The organism is Rhizobium sp. CFBP 13644 (assembly GCF_014842165.1).
Classification (GTDB): Bacteria; Pseudomonadota; Alphaproteobacteria; order Rhizobiales; family Rhizobiaceae; genus Agrobacterium; species Agrobacterium tumefaciens_C.
Genome location: NZ_JACYVF010000006.1, coordinates 268196 through 289893, shown reverse-complemented (window position 1 = coordinate 289893; position 21698 = coordinate 268196). Strand labels below are relative to the sequence as shown.

The window sequence follows — 21698 nt, the reverse complement described above, 5'->3', positions numbered from 1 at the left end:
AGCGGACTTATAGAGGACACACCCGAAACAAGTCAACAGCAGGTCAGACAGAAAATTCAGAAAAACAGTAAGTCACTGGTTTTAATGCGGTATTTTCAGTTTTCGACCATGTGGACAGCTTGGACACCCACATTTCCTGTGTTTTGCTTCACAAAGCACTTCATAAGACCCGGCCCACAATCATTCCAATGACGGCTGCCACGTTTTGGACATTAGCGCGGCCTATCCCGAGACATATCGAAGCTGGCACTATAAAGGCGGGGAACACGGTTCGGGCTATGTCGCTCCCGTTTGACTCCAGTCTTTGAAAGTTGCACATCTTCGACTTAAGCGTTTCTGGAGATCGAATGAACGACTGGTCGCAACAGGCATGATGACGGATCGAGACATGATCCGCTCGCTTGGAACCGAACCGCCTATTCTGGCGGAGGGTCGGCGTGCTCCTGATCGTCGTGAAATCTCCCTGCGCTGGTTGAGCGGCACCTTTCTCACTGGCATCACTTCTTCCATCCTTATGGGCGTTGCCCTTTTTGCAGCGCTCGACGGGCGCCAGCAGCTTGCCATTCCGGCCGAAGCCTTTGCGCGGGCGGATATGGAACAGGATGCATCCGAGACGGTGCGGCGCGGTACGCGTCTTATTGGCCAAAATATTGCGGCGCGTCCCTCAGACCGTTCGGTGATGGAAGTTTCGACCGTCATTCATGATGGGGACAAGGAAGTGGTGCGCAAAGTACCATTTTCCCATGTGAAGATCGCACTTGCTGCCAATTACAACAATCAGGAGGATTATCCTCCGTTTGATCCGCTGAATATATTCGCGACGAATGAGGATGCGTCTCCTGCCGCAAGCCGGACCGGGACGATCTACGGGTCTGAAGTAGAGTCCGAGGTCAGCCTGAAGACTGTGGCGTTTCCAACCAAGGACAGTCCATTTGCCTTTGCGGGTTCGATGAGCTTCGATGAGGTCGAAGAGGCAGTTCGGTCCAACGGTTCGATGTTGACCGACGGTAATGAGCAGCTTTCCGCACTTTATTACATCGACCCGCGCCGCTTTGAGGCGACAGAGGATGTGGATGTGACTGCCGGGCTTGCCGCACGTGTGGTCGAGCAGAACATGTCTGTCTCCACGCCGCAGGCGGCAACTGTCAAATTTCAGGAATATGCTGATGACGTCATCCCGGTCCGGCAGGCCGAGACGATGGAGGAAGCGCTTTTTGGCGCTGGTTACTCGAAGGAGCAGGCCAAGCAGACAGCTGCGGTGCTGGGTGCTGAGAATGGCGCCTCGAATGTGGAGCCCGGCGACGTGCTTCGGATCGGTATTCTGCAGAGCGAAGAGAAAAGCGACATTGTGAGGGCCACCCTCTATCGCAAGGGTCGGCATATGATGACGGTCGCGACAAATGATAGCCATAAGTTCGTAAGGGCCAGCGAGCCACCGCATCTGGATGCCGTTGCCACCGCATTTGACAGCAGCAATGCACCTTTGACCGCCAACCGCGATTTGCCGAGGGTTTACGACGGTGTTTACCGGGCGGCTCTCACCTATGGCATGAACCAGACGATGGTTGCGCAACTGGTAAAGCTTCTGGCAAGCAGCGTCGATTTCCAGGCGCAGTTGAAGCCAACCGATTCCCTTGAGGCGTTCTTCTCAGTCCAAGGGCCGGATGGAAAAGCGACCGATCAGTCCGAGTTGCTCTACGTCAATGCCAAATTTGGCGACAATGAAACGCGGTTTTACCGCTTCCAGAACTCCGATGATGGCAGCGTCGATTATTTCGACGGGCAAGGCAAAAGCATTCGCCAGTTCCTCATCCGCAATCCGGTTCCGAACGGTCGCATGACGTCAGGCTTCGGCATGCGCCGTCACCCTGTATTGCGATTCAGCCGTATGCATACCGGCACAGATTGGGCCGCACCACGCGGAACGCCGATTATTGCGACGGGCAATGGCGTGGTTGAGAAAGCGGGATGGGCTTCCGGTTATGGCAACCAGACGCTGATCCGCCATGCGAATGGATATGTTTCGTCCTATAACCACCAGAATGCCATCGCCAAGGGCGTGACTGAAGGGGCCCGTGTCACGCAGGGCCAGGTGATCGGCTATGTCGGATCGACTGGTCTTTCGACCGGTGCGCATCTGCATTACGAGCTGATCGTCAATGGTACGAAGGTCGATGCGATGAAGGTGCGCCTGCCAGGCGGAAAATCGCTATCCGGCGAAGCTTTGGCTCGTTTTTCCGACGAACGCCGCCGTATCGATACGCTGCTGAACATCGAGACCAAGCCTGACCAGGTTGCGAGCCGCTAGCTCCATTTCCATCTAGATCAGCACACATAAAAAGGGCTCCCTTGCAGGAGCCCTTTTTGTTTCGTCATGCCGCGTCGGCGGTTTCGACATTTGGAAGCAGGGGCTTGATGTTGAATAGCAGCCTGTCTGTGCCAGATGTTACCTTGACGCGGGAGCCGTCGGGGATCTCGCCGTTGAGGATGAGCTCGGCCAGACGGTCCTGCACGTTTTTCTGGATGACGCGCTTCAGCGGCCGGGCACCATAGGCGGGGTCATAACCCTTGTCGGCCAGCCAGTTGCGGGCGTCTTCATCCAGTTCCAGCACAATCTTGCGGTCGCTGAGCAGCGCCACCAGACGGTGCAGCTGGATTTCAACGATGGCGCCCATTTCATTGCGATGCAGGCGATGGAACAGGATGATGTCATCGATGCGGTTAAGGAATTCCGGCCGGAAATGCCCACGGACACGCTCCATGACCAGTTCGCGGACCGAATCCACATCGTCGTTATCGCCCATCTGCGTCAGGAACTCCGAACCGAGGTTCGAGGTCATGATGATGATGATGTTCTTGAAATCGACGGTGCGGCCCTGACCATCGGTCAGACGGCCGTCATCCAGCACCTGCAACAGAACGTTGAAGACGTCTGGATGCGCCTTTTCGATCTCGTCGAACAGAACGACCTGATAGGGACGCCGACGAATGGCTTCCGTCAATGCGCCACCTTCCTCATAGCCGACATAGCCGGGAGGCGCACCAATCAGACGGGCAACGGAGTGTTTCTCCATATATTCCGACATGTCGAGGCGAACCATGGCCGTTTCGTCATCGAAGAGGAACCGCGCCAAAGCCTTAGTCAGCTCGGTCTTGCCCACACCGGTTGGTCCGAGGAAGATGAACGAGCCGATTGGACGGTTGGGATCCTGCAGACCGGCACGCGAACGGCGGACAGCTCTGGACACGGCCTGAACCGCTTCCCCCTGACCGACCACGGATTTCGCCAGATCATCTTCCATGCGCAGAAGCTTCTCGCGCTGACCTTCCAGCATTCTGTCAACCGGGATGCCGGTCCAGCGCGAGATGACATGGGCGATATTGTCGGCTGTCACCACTTCCTGAACCATGGATGCAGCTCCGCTGCTATCATGCTGTTCGGCGGTTGCCAGCTGCTTTTCCAGACCCGGAATGATGCCATAGGTCAACTCACCGGCGCGCTGGAACTGTCCATTGCGCTGGGCGGTTGCTAGCTCATTACGTGCTTCATCCAGTTGCTTCTTCAGATCCGCCGCATGGCCGAGCTTCTGCTTTTCCGCCTGCCAGCGGGCTGTCAGTGCATCGGCCTTTTCTTCCGTGTCGGCCAGCTCATCTTCCAGCCTTTTCAGGCGATCCGCAGATGAGGCATCCGTTTCCTGCTTCAAGGCTTCGCGCTCGATCTTCAGCTGAATGATCCGACGATCCAGTTCGTCCAGCTCCTCGGGCTTGGAATCCACCTGCATGCGCAGACGCGATGCGGCTTCGTCCATGAGATCGATGGCCTTATCTGGCAAGAAGCGATCGGTGATGTAGCGGTTGGAGAGGGTTGCAGCGGCCACCAGAGCCGAATCGGAGATGCGGACCTTGTGATGTTGCTCGTATTTTTCCTTCAAACCGCGCAGGATCGAAATCGTGTCCTCGACCGTCGGTTCGCTGACGATGACAGGCTGGAAGCGACGGGCCAGAGCCGGATCTTTTTCAACGTGCTTACGATACTCATCCAGCGTGGTGGCGCCGACGCAATGAAGCTCGCCGCGCGCAAGTGCCGGCTTGAGCAGGTTGGACGCATCCATGGCGCCATCGGCCTTACCCGCGCCAACCAGCGTGTGCATTTCATCGATGAAGAGAATGATGCCGCCAGCTTCCGCCTGAACTTCGTTCAGAACAGCCTTCAACCGCTCCTCAAACTCACCGCGATATTTCGCACCGGCAATCAAAGCGCCCATATCCAGCGCCATCAACTTCTTGTCTTTCAGGCTTTCAGGAACATCGCCATTGATAATGCGAATGGCCAGACCTTCGGCAATCGCCGTTTTGCCGACGCCGGGCTCACCGATCAGGACCGGGTTGTTCTTGGTGCGGCGCGACAGAACCTGCATGGTGCGACGAATTTCATCATCGCGACCGATTACGGGATCGAGCCGACCGTCCCGCGCTTCGGCGGTCAGATCGCGGGCATATTTCTTCAGCGCATCAAAGCCCTGTTCGGCATTGGCACCATCAGCGGTGCGGCCCTTGCGGATATCATTGATAATCTGGTTGAGCGCCTGCGCTGTCACGCCAGCTTTTTTCAAGGAGGCGGAGGTCGATGCGGAGGTTTCAACGGAAAGCGCCTGCAACAGACGCTCAACCGTGACGAAACTGTCACCGGCCTTTTTGGCGATATCTTCTGCTGTGGAAAAGACTTTGGCGAGTGGGCCGGTCAGCGAAAGACCGCCATTGCCACCGGAAACCTTTGGCAATTTGGCAAGAGCCGCATCATTGGCGAGCCGCGCTTCCTTGGCGTTGCCACCGGCGCGCTCGATCAAGGCTGCTGCCATGCCCTGGTCGTCATCGAGCAGGACCTTCAGGACGTGCTCGGCTGCAAATTGCTGGTGATTTTCGTTCAGCGCATAGGTCTGTGCAGACTGCAGAAAACCGCGAACGCGTTCGGAATATTTTTCGATATTCATCTCATAACTCCTTTTACCGCCCTGCCCGATCTCGGCGCAGTTTGGAATGTTAGGGTTGAGGCTCCCTGAAGCGGCAAGCCCCGCTGCGAAAAAGGCCTTTATACAGAGGCTTCCATCGCCTTGAACGACATGCCGCCCGATGGTTTGGCACGCTGCTCTGGTAGGCTTGATATGGTACGCAAATCTGCCGGTTTAAAGAGGCCGGATGAAGCCTTGCGTTGATTTTTTAGACGAGAGGGAGTGGCATTTCACTCGATAGCACCAAGTCGATCGAACGCTCTTATAAAGTTCCCGAAATCCCTTTGGCCAACCTTCGCCGTTCACGCGGCAGAATCTGCCCGTGGCTTGTTTATTCGCAATTCTGACCATCGCCGTTTTGCGGCCATGGGTATTTCGGACGGGGCGCTGGAAGTTGCCTCGTTGGGTAGTAGTAGTATTGGCACCTTTCAGCGCCCCGTTCGGCGGTTTGTGTCCGCCCACGATCTCTTGCCATGGCTGGCTGTTCCCGGATGGCGAGGGCAGGCCTTGCCGGAAAACCGGTCGGACATGACCAAGGTCCAACCCTTCCCCATTCCGGGCGGCGGCACCCATAGAGGATGCCACCTGCCAGTTCGGCTACACCTGCCTTCGCCTGACATCCGCGCCGATTGATCGAGGCGCGGGCACAAGCGATCCGTTTTCCACGAGGTGGGCATAGGCTTTTGGCCGATGCGTCCCTCACGATCCGTCCGCATCCTTTACGATGCGGGGCAGATGCAGCGTGTTCCTGTGTACCGCCTGACTTTCGCCGTTCCGCCATCCGGTCGCGTTCGACCATAGGCGAAGGGCTGTCGGTACGCCCGGTGGCTGACGAGCCGGACTGACGCAGACGCGAAACGAACCCGTAAGGCATTCGCAACGCACAAGCATCAGGCCGGATCGAACATGGAGGAGATTGCGCCAGCCGGTCCGAAACCGGCGCTATCCCCTCACCCGTTGCCACCGGGGAGATCGCTGCCAGACCCCGGCGATGAAAGGTTGCGTAGCCTCATCACCACCAGCGCCGGTTCCGCCTCGCCGCAACGCCTTGCGGTGTATCCGAGGGCGGAACGAGGCCATTGTGCGGGTGATTCGCCCGTCATTGAGAAAGTGCAGATCGATTTTTTGCGTTTTTTCGGTGTTTTTTATTAAGTCGTTGTTTGCAAAGGATTTATTCTCATTCTCGCAGCCTTGACCCCAAAAACGAAAAAACCCCGGCGAACCGGGGTTTCTCAAACTTATAACCTAACAGGGTGAACTGGCTTATTCGCCAGCATTTTCCAGCGTTGGGGCGTCGCCGCCTTCGCTACCTTCAGGCGCTGCTTCGCCGTCTTCACCCGCCGTGCGGCGTGGGCGACGGGGGCGAGGCGTGGCGCTGCGAGCACGACGCGGTGCGCGTTCCGTCGCAGTTGCGTTAACCTGCGCTTCCTCTTCGACCGCTACTTCCTTGGGCGTACCCTCGATGACCGGCTGAGGTGCAGAGCTTGCGTCGTAAACGGGTGCGGCAACTGGCGCTGCAGCCACCTCCTCCTGCTCCTCGCGGGGCTGGCGTTCCGGCCGGGCGGGGCGCTCGCGACGATCACGGCGTTCACCGCGGTCCTGACGCTCGGCGCGCTCAGGGCGCTCCTGCCTTTCAGGGCGATCCTGACGCTCTTGCTGGTCGTTACGCTGTGGCTGATCGTTGCGCTGGGCGCGCTGCTGGTCCTGCTGATCATGCTGGCCGGGCATGGAAACAATGACGTCATCATTGTCATCGCCATCCATATCGTCGCCGTCGCGTTCCTGCTGGAACTCGCCGCGCTCATCGCGCTGGAAGCGTTCCTGCATCTGGGCCTGCGCCGAGGCAATGATACGGTTATAATGTTCGGCGTGCTGCAAATAGTTTTCAGCCATAACGCGGTCGCCGGAGCTTTGGGCATCACGTGCGAGCGTGGAATATTTCTCGGCTATGTGCTGGGCGGTGCCACGAATCTTAACGTCAGGGCCAGAACTGTCATAGCTTCTCGTCAGCGGGTTGCCGCCCTTGCGATTGAAGTTATTATTGTTGTTGCTACCGCTGCTACCACCGCCGCCGCCGCCATTGTTATTGCTACCACGCCCCCGGCCGCGCTTGTTTTGCTGTCCTGGCCTCATCAATTGCTCACCTGAATTCTGTTTTCTGATAATTTCGTTGTTACGATACAATGACGGATGGACGCATATCAAAGTCCGGTTTTCCGAAATTGCTCCCATTACGCGACGTGCACCAAAAGGCCAAGACTTCGCGTTTAATGCCCGGATGCGCAAATGCTGCATCGAGCTGCCTGCGAACAAAGTTTCCTGAATCACATGCCGGGAATGCCCAGCCTTCAGGGTTTCCACAAAAACCCGCTTCGGGACTGATCAAAACCCAGCGAATCTAAATTCGCCCTCAGCCACCCAACATGTTGCGGGCAAACTAGCCCGCTTCCTTTCGAAATCCAAGCCTTTTCTTTCGCTGTGCAAAATATCCATGCACATAACCATCATCGTGACAGTCAATCGAGCCTGGAAAAGAGCAGAGCGCGGTCGTTGCTGCCGTAATCCTTCACTGCCTCCACACAGCGATATCCGTAGCTTGCAAAAATGGCTGTCACATCCGCTTTCTGATCATAGCCGATTTCGAGCCCGATCAAACCGCCAACATCAAGATAATCCACCGCTTTTTCAGCGATGACACGGTATGGGAAAAGACCATCCGCACCACCGTCAAGCGCTGCCATGGGATCGAAATTGCGCACATCGCGATCAAGCGTTTCGATGTCTGCACTTTTAATATAGGGCGGATTCGACACGATGATGTCAAAGCGCCCGGAAATATTCGCGAACCAATCGCTTTCCACGGTCTTGAAACGCGGGCTCAAGCCATGCCGCGCTGCATTCTTTTCTGCCGTCTCAATCGCATCGCGGGAAATATCACTGCCGACACCCGATGCCTCCACGCATTCGTGCAGAAGCGCCAGGCAAATGGCACCAGTACCGATTCCCATATCCAGAATCTGCGCCTGCCCCTTTTGCGCAGCAATACGCCGCAAATGGGGAAGAAGCGCATCGACCAGCACTTCGGTATCGGGCCTCGGCTCCAGCGTGCCGGATGACAGGATGAGGTCCAGACCGTAAAACTCACGGTGGCCGAGAATGCGGTGGACGGGCTCACCCTTCTCACGGCGCATAACCATGGTTTCGATCTGTGCTGCCTCGCCATCACTGACAATGCGGGAGCCATTCAGCACGAAATCTGTCAGCGAAAAGCCAATGACGCTACCGATCAGCAGCCTCGTATCCGTCACGGGATCGGCAACACCTGCTGTTTCCAGGCGTTTGCGCACCTCTGCAACGAGCGTGCTGACGGGCTTCGTCAATGCTGTTCGCCGAGGTGGGCGAGCTGACCTGCCTGATAATCGGCAATCAGCGCATCGACCATTTCATCGATATCGCCTTCAATCATGCGGTCCAGCTTATAGAGCGTGAGGTTGATGCGGTGATCGGTCACGCGCCCCTGCGGGAAGTTATAGGTGCGGATGCGCTCGGAGCGATCGCCCGAACCCACCTGGCTCTTGCGGTCTGCGGACCGTTCGCTATCGACCTTCTGACGCTCGATATCGTAAAGGCGCGAACGCAGAACCTGCATGGCCTTGGCGCGGTTCTGGTGCTGCGACTTTTCCGAACTGGTGACGATCAACCCCGTTGGCAGGTGGGTGATGCGAACAGCGGAGTCCGTGGTGTTGACGTGCTGGCCACCGGCGCCGGATGCGCGCATCGTATCGATGCGGATATCGTCGGGGCGGATTTCGATGTCGATCTCTTCGGCTTCCGGCAGAACGGCGACGGTTGCCGCAGAGGTGTGAATGCGCCCGCTGGCCTCGGTATCCGGCACGCGTTGGACGCGGTGAACGCCGGATTCGAATTTCAGCTTGGAAAACACACCGCGCCCGGTAATCGTCGCGATGATTTCCTTGTAGCCGCCTGCTTCGCCTTCGCTGGCAGAGAGAATTTCCACCTTCCAGCCCTTGGTGCTTGAGAAGCGTTCATACATGCGAAACAGATCGCCCGCGAAAAGCGCCGCTTCCGAACCGCCGGTGCCAGCGCGAATTTCAACGATAGCGCTTTTCTCGTCGGCAGCATCCTTGGGCAGAAGAAGGATCTGCATGTCCTTTTCAAGCTGCTCGATCTGGGCTTGCAACTCGGGAAGTTCGGCTTCGGCGAGGTCGCGCATGTCCTTGTCGCTGGATCTGTCGGCGGCGATGGCTTCCAGATCAGCGGTTTCGGCAAGCGCCTTTTCGTATTCGCGGATGGTTTTGACAACCGGCTGCAATTCCGAATATTCCGAGGCCAGCTTCACATAGACATCTGCCGCAGGGCCGGACGCCATGCGCGCTTCGATTTCACCGAAACGACGCTCAAGCTCACGCATTTTTTCGACGGGGAGCTTAGCCACCTGTCACGCACTCCAATTTCTGTTGGTTCTCAGATAGGGATAGAATGGGTCGCGGCAAAGCGCAAAAGCAGCTGGCGCGGACTTTCCACCGACTTTTGATCGTCCAGCGCCGCTTCCAGCTCCTCAGACAACAGTCCGACATCCAGCCCCAGCAACATGGCCTTCACCGGGCCGATGGAGGTGGGGGACATGGAGATGGAGCGGAAGCCAAGGCCGATCAGCGCCATGGCCGACAGAGGCTTGCTCGCCATCTCGCCGCACAGCGTGACCTTGGTGTTGTTGCGGTCTCCGGCGCGAACGATATCACGCAGAATGCGCAGGAAGGGCTTGCCGAGATTGTCGAAGCGATCCGACACGCGGGCATTGCCGCGATCCACCGCCATGGTGAACTGGAAAAGGTCGTTGGAGCCGACCGAGACGAAATCGACCTCCGACATCAGCTCATCCAGCTGCCACATCAATGACGGCACTTCGAGCATGGCGCCGAATTGCAGTTTGCGCGGCAGCGAATGGCCGAATTTCGAAAGGTGCTGCACTTCCTTCTGGAACAGCTCACGGGCGGCGCGGATTTCGGCCACTTCCGTGATCATGGGCAGCATGATGCGCAATTCAGCACCAGACGCCGCACGCAACAGCGCCCGCATCTGCGTGCGCATCAGGCCGGGACGATCCAGCGACAGACGGATGGCGCGCCAGCCGAGAGCCGGGTTTTCCTCTTCCTGGCCGCGCATATAGGAGACGACCTTGTCGCCACCGATATCCAGCGTGCGGAAGGTGACCGGCTTGCCCTTGGCGTTGCGCAAAACGCTTCGATAGAAAGCTTCCTGCTCCTCGCCTTTCGGCATGTTCGAAGCGATCATGAATTGCAGCTCGGTGCGGAACAGGCCGATACCATCAGCACCTGATTCTTCCAGCTGCGGCAGATCGACCAGCAGGCCAGCATTCATCTTCAGATCAACCCGGACACCGTCCTTGGTGACTGGCTCGACATCGCGCAGCGCGCGGAACTGCTCCTGACGCTTGGCGCGCAGACGAACCTTTTCCTCATAGGCACGCTGCAAATCGGCGACGGGGCGAAGATGCACCTGTCCATCATCGCCATCGATGATGATTGGGTCGTTGTTTTCGGCAAGTGCGACGATACCCGCCGCCTGCCCGATGATGGGTATGCCCATGGCCCGCGCCACGATGACGACGTGGCTGGTGACCGCGCCGTCTTCCAGCACGAGACCGCGAAGTTTTTCACGCGGGTAATCCAAAAGTTCCGCCGCACCCATAGCGCGGGCGAGAACGATGGCATCCGCCGGGAAATCCTGCTCGGGACCGCGCGCACCGAAGCCGATCAGCTGGCGCAACAAGCGGTTGGCCAGATCGTCGAAATCATGCATCCGCTCGCGCAGATAGGGATCGGTCAGGCGCATCATGCGCGCCTTGGTGTCGCTCTGGACCTTCTCGACAGCGGCTTCTGCCGTCAGACCATTGCGAATGGCCTCTTCCATGCGCCGCACCCAGCCCTGATCATGTGCGAACATGCGGTATGTTTCCAGAACCTCGCGGTGCTCACCTTCGGTGGCGACATCGCGGCGCTGGAGCATGTCATCGATGGACAGGCGAAGAGAGCCGATGGCTTCCGCCAGGCGGCGGGTTTCCATTTCGGCATCTTCATTGAGAAGATTGGTAACGACGATGCGGGGATCATGCAGAACAACGTGACCAAGGCCAATGCCTTCGCCATAGGCATCGCCTTTGATGGAGACGGCCCGTGTCAGGTCCAGTTCCACGCCGGGGCGGGTGATTTTTTTCAATTCACCGCTCGCCACAATCTCCGCAATGAGCATTGCGGTTGTTTCAAGCGCTTCAACTTCGTCCTCCCGGTATGTTCGGCTGGTCTTGTTCTGAACGACAAGAACGCCAAGAGTGCGACCGGATCTCAAAATCGGCACGCCCAGGAAGGAATGATAAATTTCTTCACCCGTTTCAGGGAGATAGCGGAATGCGGGATGCGCCTGCGCATCGGAAAGATTGAGCGGCTGGGCCGATGCGGCGATGGTACCGACAAGACCTTGCCCCATTTTCAGCTGGGCAAGATGCACGGCATCCTTGTTCAAACCTTCGGTGGCGTAAAGCTCGAGCACGCTGTCGGAGCGCAGCACATAGACGGAGCATACCTCCGCCACCATGTTGCTGGCGATTTGCCGAACGATCTGGTCGAGGCGTTCCTGTGGCTCAAGGTGCTCCGCCATCATCTCGCGAAGCCGCTTGAGAAGAACGCGTGGACCTGCAGAAAGGTCTCTCATTGCGGTGCTCCCTGACACCTCCGCATGCGCGCCAAGACAACCCGCATGAAAGGATCCACCAAAACAAAGCCTGCACAGCAAGCCGGACGGCAGGGATGCGCAGTCGATGCAACGTCAGCACGTCATCATCCCGAAAAGAATCGGATGACGTGTATCGACGTTACAGAATCAACTCTTATCCAGACCGTAAGCAGAATGCAAAGTACGAACTGCAAGTTCCGCGTAGGCGCCGTCAATAAGAATGGAAATCTTGATTTCCGATGTTGTGATGGCCTTGATGTTGATGTTTTTTTCAGCAAGTGCCTTGAAAGCGCTTGCAGCAACACCCGCATGGCTGCGCATGCCGATGCCGATGACCGACACCTTGGCCAGACCCGTTTCGTTCTGAACGACGTCAAAACCGATCTGCGTCTTGTTGTCTTCCAGAACCTTGATGGCCTTGGGCATATCGCCCGATGGCACGGTAAAGGTCATGTCGGTGCGCGAACCATCTTCGGAGATGTTCTGCACGATCATGTCGACATTGATATGGGCTTCGGCCAAAGGTCCGAAAATGGCAGCAGACACGCCCGGCCGATCTGACAAGCGGCGCAGCGAGATTTGTGCTTCATCCTTGGCATAGGCGATGCCGGTTACGACTTCCTGTTCCACGATTTCTTCCTCGTCACAAATCAAAGTACCGGGCGGATTGATAAGGTCACCCATGCCCGGAGCATCAGGATCCTCGAAACTGGAGCGCACGAAGGTGCGAACCTTGTGCACCATGGCAAGCTCGACCGAGCGAACCTGCAGAACCTTCGCGCCGAGAGACGCCATTTCCAGCATTTCTTCGAACGCGACCTTCTTCAGGCGGCGCGCCTTCGGCACGATGCGTGGATCGGTGGTGTAAACGCCATCTACATCCGTATAGATATCGCAACGGTCTGCCTTGACGGCAGCGGCGATGGCAACAGCCGACGTATCGGAGCCGCCACGACCGAGCGTCGCAATGCGGTTATCCGGGCCGAGGCCCTGGAAACCGGCAACGACGGCAACCTGGCCTTCGCCCATGCGGCGAATGATGTCTGATCCATCAATATCGAGAATGCGGGCGGCGCCATGGGCGTTATCGGTGCGGATCGGGATCTGCCAGCCCTGCCATGAGCGGGCATTGATGCCCATGGACTGCAGGGCGATCGCCAGGAGACCGGATGTCACCTGCTCACCCGAGGCGACGATCGCATCATATTCCCGCGCATCGTAAAAGGACGTTTCCTTGGAACCGGCGACCTTCGGCGTGTTCTGAACCCAGTCCACCAACTCGTTGGTTTTGCCGGACATGGCGGACACGACAACGGCCACTTCATGGCCAGCATCCACTTCGCGTTTCACATGCCGCGCGACATTATGAATGCGTTCGAGATTTGCGACGGACGTGCCGCCGAATTTCATGACAATGCGAGCCATAGTTGACCAGTACCATCCCAATTTGCCGCCAGATGCAGCGGACAAGAGCACAACCCAGCCGGCTTTTCGTTTCAAAAAAGCCTCAAGTTGCCGGTCTCATATCGAAAAGGCATGGCCCACGCAATGCCGTTTATGGACTGTGCGGTACGCCTTTGAAGAGGTGCTGCGACCCAACAGGCGTGTTTCAATGCGTCAACCGTACCGCTGTGGCCTGTACAAACGTCAACATTTCCAGTATGAGCGCGTCAATTACAACTGGCTGAATGGCCGAAATGGCCCGTATCGGCTGCTTTATAACCCTTATGATCTAATGGTTTCAAGCGGATGCAGGCAGCCCAATATCCGAAAGACGGTATATGACAGAAACCCAGGGTATCGCCCCGGCGATTGCACAGGCGTTGGAAAAACGCGGCTATAAAGATTTGACACCTGTTCAGAAGGCGATGCTTGCGCCTGAACTGGAAGGACAGGACGCGCTTGTTTCCGCCCAGACGGGCTCTGGCAAGACCGTTGCCTTCGGCATGGCCATTGCGTCGACATTGCTACAGAAGAACGGCCGTTTCGGCCCCGCCGGTGCGCCACTCGGCATTGCCATTGCCCCAACCCGCGAACTTGCAATGCAGGTGAAGCGCGAGCTGGAATGGCTTTACGAGTTCACTGGCGTTTCCATTGCGTCTTGCGTTGGCGGCATGGATATCCGCGCTGAGCGCCGGACGCTGGAACGCGGTGCGCACATCATCGTTGGCACGCCTGGTCGTCTTTGCGACCACATCAAGCGCAAGGCGCTGGACCTTTCGTCCATTCGCGCCGTGGTGCTGGATGAGGCCGACGAAATGCTCGACCTCGGTTTCCGCGAAGATCTGGAATTCATTCTGGAAGAATCGCCAGCGGAGCGCCGCACACTGATGTTCTCGGCCACGGTTTCGCGCTCCATTGCCAAGCTTGCCGAAAGCTACCAGAAGAATGCCGTGCGCGTTGCAACGACATCCGAGCAGAAGCAGCACGTCGATATCGAATACCGCGCCATGGTGGTTTCACCATCCGACCGCGAGAACGCCATCATCAATGCGCTGCGCTTTTATGAAGCCCGCAATGCCATCGTGTTCTGCTCCACCCGCGCCGCCGTCAACCATCTGACTGCCCGCCTGAACAATCGCGGCTTCTCCGTCGTGGCACTGTCTGGCGAACTGAGCCAGAACGAGCGCACACATGCGCTGCAGGCCATGCGTGATGGTCGTGCCCGCGTTTGCGTGGCGACAGACGTTGCTGCACGCGGTATCGATCTGCCCGGCCTCGAACTGGTTATCCATGCCGATCTGCCGACCAATTCCGACACGCTTCTGCACCGCTCTGGCCGTACTGGCCGTGCTGGCCAGAAGGGCATCAGCGCCATCGTGGTGCCGATGAGCCAGCGCCGCAAGGCCGAGCGCCTTCTCGAAGGTGCAAAGGTCAGCCCGGCCTGGGTTCGCCCACCATCTGCCGAAGAAATTACCGACCGCGATGGCGAACGCCTTCTGGCCGATGCTTCGCTGACGGAAAATGTTGGTGATGACGAGCGCGATTTCGTCAACAAGCTGCTGGAACAGCACGGCGCCGAAAAGGTTGCTGCCGCTTTCGTGCGTCTTTACCATGCGGGTCGTTCCGCACCTGAGGACATTGCCGAAGTTTCGCTGGATGGTAGCCGCAAGCCGCGCCGCGACGGTTTCGAGACCGTTGAAAACAACGAGCCACGCCGGGATCGTTCCGACTTTTCCGACAGCGGCTGGTTTACGCTGTCTGTTGGCCGCAAGCAGAATGCCGAGCCACGCTGGCTCATTCCGATGCTGTGCCGATTTGGCAAGCTGACACGTCAGGATATTGGCGCGATCCGCATGCAGCAGACCGAGACCTATGTGGAGTTGGCCTCCGACGCGGTTGAACGCTTCACATCTGCGCTTGGCAAGGACATGATGCTGGAAAAGGGCATTCGCGTGAAGGCCATGGACGGCAAGCCAGATATGACGGGTGCCAACCGTGAAGACACGCGCCCGCCAAGAGCGCAGAAGAAATTCGACGCCAAGCCAGCACCGAGCGGCGAACGCCGCACGGAAGACAAGCCTTGGAAGAAGAAAGCGCCCGCCGGTGACAGACCAGCGAAGTTCGAAGGCAAAAAAGACAAGCCTTTCGAAAAGCGCGCTCCAAAGAAAAAATGATCACACCTAAACAAAAACCCGGCGGAAATGATCCGCCGGGTTTTTTCGTTTTCAAGTATCGATCTTATCGAGGGGCTTCGCAGCCCGGAGAGCCGATGATGCAGCCAAACTGCTGACCACCCTCGGGTGGCCGTGGCGGCTGATTGACACCGGGACGACGGCTGCCCTCATCATTTTGACGGCGCTGGTCGATCGCGTCGCGGTTCTGATCCCGGTTCATATCCCGGTCTCTGTTCATGTCACGGTCTCTGTTGCGGTCGCGGTCACGATTGTCATTGTCCCACCGTGGGCGGTCACGATCGCGGTCGCGATTGTCGTTATCCCAGCGCGGGCGATCATTATCGCGTGGCGGGCGTGGGCGGTCGTTCTGGTTCCAGTCGCCGTAGCGCTCTTCCCAGCGGCCATCATTGGGGCCGCGACCGCGTGGGTCACGGTCTCGCTGATCACGCCATTCATCGCGTGGTGGACGCGGACGATCATAGCCACCGCGTGGTGGCGGCGGTGCAGTCCAGTATCCGCCACCGGCGGGGCGACGCCAACGGTCACGTTCACGATAGAAATCGCGGTCGCGGTAATATCTGTCCCAGTAGCGTCCCGCTTCAAAGGTGATGACGGGCACGCCGAGGTCACGATAATAGCGTGGCTCGACATAGACGCGGTTCTGGCGATAGATGGCCTGAACATAACGTCCTGCAACCCAGCCACGACCATAGCTGAACGATACGTCACACCATGGTGTATCAGACAGGCAGCCGTGGATTGTCAGCGGTGCGCCATTGGGAATGACGACAACAGCTGGATAGGCGGTGCTGGGACCAGAACGCATATTGACGTTAGCGGTGGAAAAGCCTTGTGTCGCCGCTTGCGCGAGTGCCGGGGCGGCGACAAGCGCGAGAAGCGCAAAAGCCCCAAACAGTTTCTTCTTCACGTTCATTCTCCCTCAAGCAAAAGGCTTGGTCGCCGTTACAGGCATTAAACTGTGTGAAAATACGCGCCCGATGATGAACGCAGCATGAAACGGAAATCCCACGAAATCGGTTCCTTTGGCCCGCGACAACAGGGCGCAACAGCCACCACCCCCTTGACTTCGAGGGTCAGGCATCCGACTTCAGGAGGCAGGACAAGAAGGAGTACACCATGAGCGAAGCCGTAAAGACCACCGTCGACCAGAGTGAAGTGGACCGGTTTTCAGCCATGGCTGCGGAGTGGTGGAGCCCGACGGGAAAATTCCGTCCGCTGCACAAGTTCAACCCCGTGCGGCTCGACTATATTCGCAACCGCGCCTGCGAGAATTTCGGGCGTGACCCCAAAGCGCACCGCCCGCTCGAAGGTCTGCGCGTGCTCGATATTGGTTGTGGTGGCGGCCTTCTGTCTGAGCCCTTGGCGCGCATGGGCGCCAGTGTGGTGGGTGCCGACCCATCGGAAAAGAACATCGGCATCGCTTCCACCCACGCACGCGAAAACAATGTTGAGGTCGATTACCGCGCCGTGACAGCCGAGCAGCTGTTTGAAGCTGGCGAGACCTTCGACATTATTCTCAACATGGAAGTGGTGGAGCATGTGGCCGATGTCGACCTGTTCATCTCGACCTGCACGAAGATGGTGCGGCCAGGTGGGCTGATGTTTGCAGCCACCATCAACAGAACGCTGAAAGCGCGGGCGCTGGCTATTTTTGCTGCTGAAAACGTGCTTCGCTGGCTTCCACGCGGAACCCACCAATATGAAAAGCTGGTGCGGCCGGATGAGCTGGAAAAGCCCATCGTTGCCAACGGTATGCATATCATTCACCGCACGGGCGTGTTCTACAATCTGTTGCAGGACCGCTGGAATCTTTCGCCCGACATGGATGTGAACTATATGGTTCTGGCCAAGCGCCCGGCGTAACGACGCCTCAGTTCACATCATCCGGCAGGACGGGCAGCGGCGCAACGGCGATGCCTTCCTCTATCAGCGCCTTGGCTTCCTGCGGCGAGGCCTGCCCGATGATGCCACGCTCTTCCTTTTCGCCGTAATGGATCTTGCGGGCTTCCTCGGGAAATTTATCGCCCACATCTTCCGCATTGGCGCGGATGCTGGCGAGCGTTTCCTTGATCTTGGCGAATGCCTGTTTCTGCGCCGTATCCATGGCCAAAGTGCGCGTTTGCTCCCGTTCTCGGGCCGTGGAAACAGAGGGTGCCATCAGCATCTTGCCGACTTTCGGTGAGCCGCACACAGGGCAGGTGACCAGCCCGCGTTGAAGCTGGCCGTCAAAATCCGCGCTACCGGAAAACCAGCCCTCAAACTCATGGGCCTGTTCGCAATTGAGCGCGTAGCGGATCACTGCGCGCCCGCCCCTGCAATGACGGTGTTGATGACCGTATCGAGGTTGAAATCCCGGGCGTTTTTCAGATTGGGGATCTTGGCGCGTGCACCCGCCACAGCGGATGGATCGATGTCGGCATAGACGATCTCTTCCCCCTCGCCACCGGCTGACGCCAGCACATTGCCCCAGGGATCGATGACCATCGAGTGGCCGAAGGTTTCGCGGCCATCCTCATGCGTGCCGGCTTGCGCCGCCGCGATGACGAAGGCACCGTTTTCGATAGCGCGGGCGCGCAGCAGGACTTCCCAATGGGCTTGTCCCGTCTGCTTTGTGAAGGCGGCAGGCACCGTCAGAATTTCGGCTCCCGCTAGTGCTTCGGCCCGAAACAGTGCCGGGAAGCGCACGTCGTAGCAGATGGCAAAGCCGAATTTGGCAAGCGGAAGGTCTGCGACGCGCGCTTCCGTGCCCGGTTCATAGGCCGAGCTTTCGCGCCAGCTCTCGCCATTGTCCAGATCCACATCGAACATATGGATCTTGTCATAGGTGCAGATGCGCTCGCCATCGGGCGCAAACAGGAAGCCGCGATTGGCGATCTTACCATCGGTGCGGGCGATGGCGGTCGAGCCGACATGGACGTAAATGCCGAGTTCACGCGCAAGCTTTGCCGCCGTGAGCACAATGATATCGCCCTTCTCGTCTTTCAGGCATGCGCGCAGAGCATCGCGGTCCTTCTGGATCGCACCGGTCATCTCAGGTGTCTGAACATAGACAGCGCCCTGCTCCGCCGCTTCACGAATGAGGCGTTCCATTGCCGCGGCGTTGGTCTTGGGGTCTGTGCCTGAGCACATCTGGATTGCTGCGGCCCTGAAGCTCATCTGTTCGGTCCCTTTTTCACGTCTTTTTATTGGAATATCGCGCTTGTCTCAGGCGGCCAGAAGCGGATCGAGCTTGCCATCGCGGTCCAGCGCGTGAAGATCGTCACAGCCGCCGACATGGTTTTCACCGATGAAGATTTGCGGGAAAGTGTTGCGACCGGATTTATCCATCATTTCCTGTCGATAATCAGGGTTTTCGGTGGCATTGTACTCGGTGAAGGCAACGCCCTTGCTCTGCAGAAGAGACTTGGCGCGGGCGCAAAAGCCGCAGAGATCGCGTGTGTAAATCGTGACGGATGCCATTGTTATCGGTCCTTGCACTCTTGATAAAACCACATGTTCTGACGTTTCATATAGGACCGGAAATCGCCATTGCAAAGGTCAAAACAGTGACGTCGCGGGCACCGGCCTTCTTCAGGCGGCGGGCAGCGGCTGCAACCGTCGCACCCGTCGTGTAGACATCATCTACCAGAACAACGCGCTTGCCCACGAAGTCGGACTCGCGGCCCGGCGCAATGGCAAAGGCACCGCGCACATTTTTCTTGCGCGCCCGTGCCGAAAGGCCGACCTGCCGGCTGGTCGGTTTGATGCGGACAAGGGCGGATGCGACGAGAGGCTTGCCGGCCAGAACGGACACATGCCGCGCAAGCTCGGCAGACTGGTTGAAGCGGCGCGCAAGGAAGCGCCGCCTGTGCAGCGGCACCGGCACGATACAGTCACAGCTTGCTACCGCGCCATCACTGGCGCGCAGCATCCAGCGCGCCATGAGATGCGCAAGGTCGGTGCGATCCATATATTTGAGCTGATGGACGAGCTTTCGGGCGGGGCCATCATGCACCGTGGCTGCACGCAGGCGCTCAAAGGGCGGCGGTTCAGCAACCGCCTGGGCGCACAGGATTCCGGGGCCGTGGTCACGCGCAAAGGGAATGCCGAGCACCTCGCAATAGGGCCGCTCGATGAACTGAACGTCCACCCAGCAGATCGGGCACAGGGCACCGCCCTGTCTGGTCTTGCAGCCACACCCCACGCAGGATGGCGGATAGACGAGATCGGCCACCGCACGCCAGACGGCGCGCAGCACACCCACCCCGGCATCGCTTGCTACAGGCTTTTCCCACTGAACCATGAGGTTGACAATAGGCCCGAACGGGTGCCTTTGCGATAGCAAAATTTGGATGGATGACGGCATGGATATCGTTTTTGACACAGGCTTGATCGAAAAGAACCGCATGCGCGCCTGGCGCTCCCGCGATGACAAGGCTGCGTTTCTGCTCGATATAACGGCGGAAGAACTGGCCGATCGCATAGCCATCATCGAACGGCATTTCGACAATGCCGTGGAGCTGCATGGCGCGACAGGCATAACGGCCAAACGCCTACTGGAAACCGGCAAGGTTGGCAGCGTCAACCGCGTTGAGATTGATGCGGCTTTCGCAGACGGCAATGAGCCGCTTCTGGTGGCACCCATCGAGCATGTGCCGCTGGAACCGCAATCGCAAAATCTGGTTGTCTCACCGCTCAGCCTGCATCTGACCAATGACACGCCGGGCACCCTGATCCAGATCCGCCGCGCCCTGAAGCCCGACGGGCTTTTCATGGCCGCCATTCCCGGAGCTGGCACGCTGCAGGAACTGCGCGATGTTCTGCTGTCAACCGAGGCAGAGATGAGCGGCGGCGCAAGTCCCCGTGTCATACCCTTTGCCGATGTGCGCGATGTTGGCGCCCTGTTGCAGCGGGCGGGCTTTGCGCTGCCGGTGACGGATACGGAAACCTATACGGTGCGCTACGATTCGATCCTGCCGCTGATGCGTGACCTGCGCGCCATGGGCATGGCCAACCCGATGATGGGGCGCAGCAAAAGACCGCTGAACCGCAGTTTTTTGATGCGCGCAGCGGAATTATACGCGGAAAGATACAGTGATCCCGATGGCCGCATCCGCGCGACATTCTCGATCATCTTCGTATCGGGATGGGCCCCGCATGAGAGCCAGCAGAAGCCACTGAGACCCGGCTCTGCCAAGACACGGCTGGCCGATGCGTTGAAGACAACCGAAATCAAGCTGCCGAAGCGCGGTGACGAATAGGAAAATCAGGCGAGTGAGTTGGCGAGCGTATCGCTAATAAGCTTGAAGATCGCCAACAGGTTATCGCGAATGCTTTCCATGCCCAAAATCAGGGAAGCAGCGATGATACCGATGATAAGGCCGTATTCGATGGCCGTCGCGCCTCGGCTGTCCGCAGCCAGAGCCATCAATTTGCGTGCCACGAAATCCGTTCTGCCTGTCATCCCCAACACCCTTTACCCCCCGCGCGTTCGAGACACGCAGATGAAACCCAAGGGCAACCTAGCGCAATAAGATGTGCAAACTGTTACGCCCTGACCGACCATACCGCCGCCCGGAATGCGTCGACAGCCTAGCCGTCTTAATTTCACCGCTGAAACCTTTCATGAAGAAGAATATTATAATAAAAACGAATACCCAGATATGAACGAAGAGCGATAGGCCACTGCTAGAGATTGATCCTCCCCTTCAGGATTTCTTCCAAAAATCGACTATCGCCCTTGCTCTGTCCCATGCTGGCGGTGACCAGCATCTTGCCTTGGTGAACCAGAAGTTCTGCACATTGACGGGCTATGGCAGCGACGACGTGGTTGGTAAAAACTGCCGGATGCTGCAGACCAGCCCCAGCGGAACGAACGCGCCCAACACCGAGGCTCGTGGCAAGATCCACGCATTTCTCAAAGCCGACGGTCCAGCGACAATGCGCACGACCATCGTCAATTTTCGCAAGGACAGCAGTCCTTTTGTGAATTTGCTCTTCATGTCGAAGTTGAAGGCAAACTCGGGACAGGTTCGCTACATCCTTGCCTCACAGTTCGATGTCAGCCGTGCCCATAAGCACCTGCTTCAGGCCTATGACCTGGAACTGGACGACACCCTGAAGACGCTCAAGCCGCTGCTTGATGACCACAATATCATGATCGAGGGGACCCTTGCGATGATTGCAAACTCCACCAACACGATAGCTCAAGCAAAACTCACTTTGGCGGAACTGGAACAAAACACCCCGTATTGATCGTTCCCGTTTTTTGATCGTTCCAGCTTAGGACATTTCAAGG

The 21698-nt window shown here is 58.0% G+C and carries 18 protein-coding genes; 6 read left to right on the top strand and 12 right to left on the bottom strand.

The features are described from left to right. Positions 1 to 370: 370 nt before the first annotated feature. On the top strand, positions 371 to 2308 hold the full coding sequence (locus tag IFT53_RS16640) for a M23 family metallopeptidase (protein WP_042616746.1): 1938 nt from the start codon (positions 371 to 373) through the stop codon (positions 2306 to 2308). 64 nt (positions 2309 to 2372) lie between these two features. Here the strand turns inward: IFT53_RS16640 and clpB are convergent, their stop codons facing one another. Continuing rightward, a complete protein-coding gene (gene clpB, locus IFT53_RS16635) occupies positions 2373 to 4991 on the bottom strand; it encodes an ATP-dependent chaperone ClpB (protein ID WP_192068433.1) in 2619 nt (872 codons plus the stop codon). 345 nt (positions 4992 to 5336) lie between these two features. Here clpB and IFT53_RS16630 point away from each other — a divergent pair, with 345 nt between their 5' ends. Beyond that, complete coding sequence (locus IFT53_RS16630; protein WP_192068435.1) at positions 5337 to 5642, top strand: hypothetical protein; 306 nt, start codon at positions 5337 to 5339, stop codon at positions 5640 to 5642. A 630-nt stretch (positions 5643 to 6272) separates the two neighbouring features. Here the strand turns inward: IFT53_RS16630 and IFT53_RS16625 are convergent. From IFT53_RS16625 to IFT53_RS16605, 5 genes are all read right to left on the bottom strand, one after another. Beyond that, positions 6273 to 7142, bottom strand: a complete 870-nt coding sequence (locus tag IFT53_RS16625) for a DUF4167 domain-containing protein (RefSeq protein ID WP_192065949.1) — start codon at positions 7140 to 7142, stop codon at positions 6273 to 6275. A 383-nt stretch (positions 7143 to 7525) separates the two neighbouring features. Then, positions 7526 to 8389, bottom strand: a complete 864-nt coding sequence (gene prmC / locus IFT53_RS16620; protein ID WP_192065951.1) for a peptide chain release factor N(5)-glutamine methyltransferase — start codon at positions 8387 to 8389, stop codon at positions 7526 to 7528. Then, positions 8386 to 9465: a peptide chain release factor 1 gene (prfA, locus tag IFT53_RS16615; protein WP_192065953.1), complete on the bottom strand. Its 1080-nt coding sequence runs from the start codon at positions 9463 to 9465 to the stop codon at positions 8386 to 8388. Before prfA ends, prmC begins: the two co-directional genes overlap by 4 nt. Before the next feature lie 29 nt (positions 9466 to 9494). Continuing rightward, complete coding sequence (ptsP, locus tag IFT53_RS16610; protein WP_192065955.1) at positions 9495 to 11762, bottom strand: phosphoenolpyruvate--protein phosphotransferase; 2268 nt, start codon at positions 11760 to 11762, stop codon at positions 9495 to 9497. Between the two features lie 168 nt (positions 11763 to 11930). Further along, entirely contained in the window at positions 11931 to 13208 is a 1278-nt protein-coding gene (locus IFT53_RS16605) for an aspartate kinase (RefSeq protein ID WP_062588909.1), read from the bottom strand. A gap of 356 nt (positions 13209 to 13564) precedes the next feature. Between IFT53_RS16605 and IFT53_RS16600 the strand changes: the two genes are divergently transcribed. Further along, positions 13565 to 15400, top strand: a complete 1836-nt coding sequence (locus tag IFT53_RS16600) for a DEAD/DEAH box helicase (protein WP_192065957.1) — start codon at positions 13565 to 13567, stop codon at positions 15398 to 15400. Between the two features lie 64 nt (positions 15401 to 15464). Here the strand turns inward: IFT53_RS16600 and IFT53_RS16595 are convergent, their stop codons facing one another. Then, a complete protein-coding gene (locus tag IFT53_RS16595) occupies positions 15465 to 16328 on the bottom strand; it encodes an SH3 domain-containing protein (protein ID WP_082249837.1) in 864 nt (287 codons plus the stop codon). A 209-nt stretch (positions 16329 to 16537) separates the two neighbouring features. Between IFT53_RS16595 and ubiG the strand changes: the two genes are divergently transcribed. Further along, positions 16538 to 17284, top strand: a complete 747-nt coding sequence (gene ubiG, locus IFT53_RS16590) for a bifunctional 2-polyprenyl-6-hydroxyphenol methylase/3-demethylubiquinol 3-O-methyltransferase UbiG (RefSeq protein WP_192065959.1) — start codon at positions 16538 to 16540, stop codon at positions 17282 to 17284. Between the two features lie 7 nt (positions 17285 to 17291). On the opposite strand, the gene IFT53_RS16585 is transcribed toward ubiG, so the two are convergent. Genes IFT53_RS16585 through IFT53_RS16570 form a run of 4 tightly spaced genes read right to left on the bottom strand, consistent with a single transcriptional unit; the run spans position 17292 to position 19703 of the window. Further along, the gene (locus IFT53_RS16585; protein WP_042616756.1) at positions 17292 to 17720 is read right to left on the bottom strand and encodes a DUF1178 family protein; all 429 of its coding nucleotides are present in this window, start codon (positions 17718 to 17720) and stop codon (positions 17292 to 17294) included. Next, the gene (locus IFT53_RS16580; protein ID WP_192065962.1) at positions 17717 to 18577 is read right to left on the bottom strand and encodes a carbon-nitrogen hydrolase family protein; all 861 of its coding nucleotides are present in this window, start codon (positions 18575 to 18577) and stop codon (positions 17717 to 17719) included. Before IFT53_RS16580 ends, IFT53_RS16585 begins: the two co-directional genes overlap by 4 nt. A gap of 48 nt (positions 18578 to 18625) precedes the next feature. Continuing rightward, positions 18626 to 18880: a glutaredoxin 3 gene (grxC, locus tag IFT53_RS16575; protein ID WP_042616758.1), complete on the bottom strand. Its 255-nt coding sequence runs from the start codon at positions 18878 to 18880 to the stop codon at positions 18626 to 18628. A 46-nt stretch (positions 18881 to 18926) separates the two neighbouring features. Beyond that, complete coding sequence (locus IFT53_RS16570) at positions 18927 to 19703, bottom strand: ComF family protein (RefSeq protein WP_192066287.1); 777 nt, start codon at positions 19701 to 19703, stop codon at positions 18927 to 18929. Between the two features lie 61 nt (positions 19704 to 19764). Here IFT53_RS16570 and IFT53_RS16565 point away from each other — a divergent pair, with 61 nt between their 5' ends. Continuing rightward, entirely contained in the window at positions 19765 to 20661 is an 897-nt protein-coding gene (locus IFT53_RS16565; protein ID WP_192065964.1) for a methyltransferase domain-containing protein, read from the top strand. A 5-nt stretch (positions 20662 to 20666) separates the two neighbouring features. Here IFT53_RS16565 and IFT53_RS16560 read toward each other — a convergent pair whose 3' ends face one another. Continuing rightward, a complete protein-coding gene (locus IFT53_RS16560; RefSeq protein WP_192065965.1) occupies positions 20667 to 20864 on the bottom strand; it encodes a Flp family type IVb pilin in 198 nt (65 codons plus the stop codon). Positions 20865 to 21085: 221 nt separating this feature from the next. Between IFT53_RS16560 and IFT53_RS16555 the strand changes: the two genes are divergently transcribed. Next, entirely contained in the window at positions 21086 to 21655 is a 570-nt protein-coding gene (locus IFT53_RS16555; RefSeq protein WP_192066289.1) for a PAS domain-containing protein, read from the top strand. Positions 21656 to 21698: the final 43 nt, after the last annotated feature.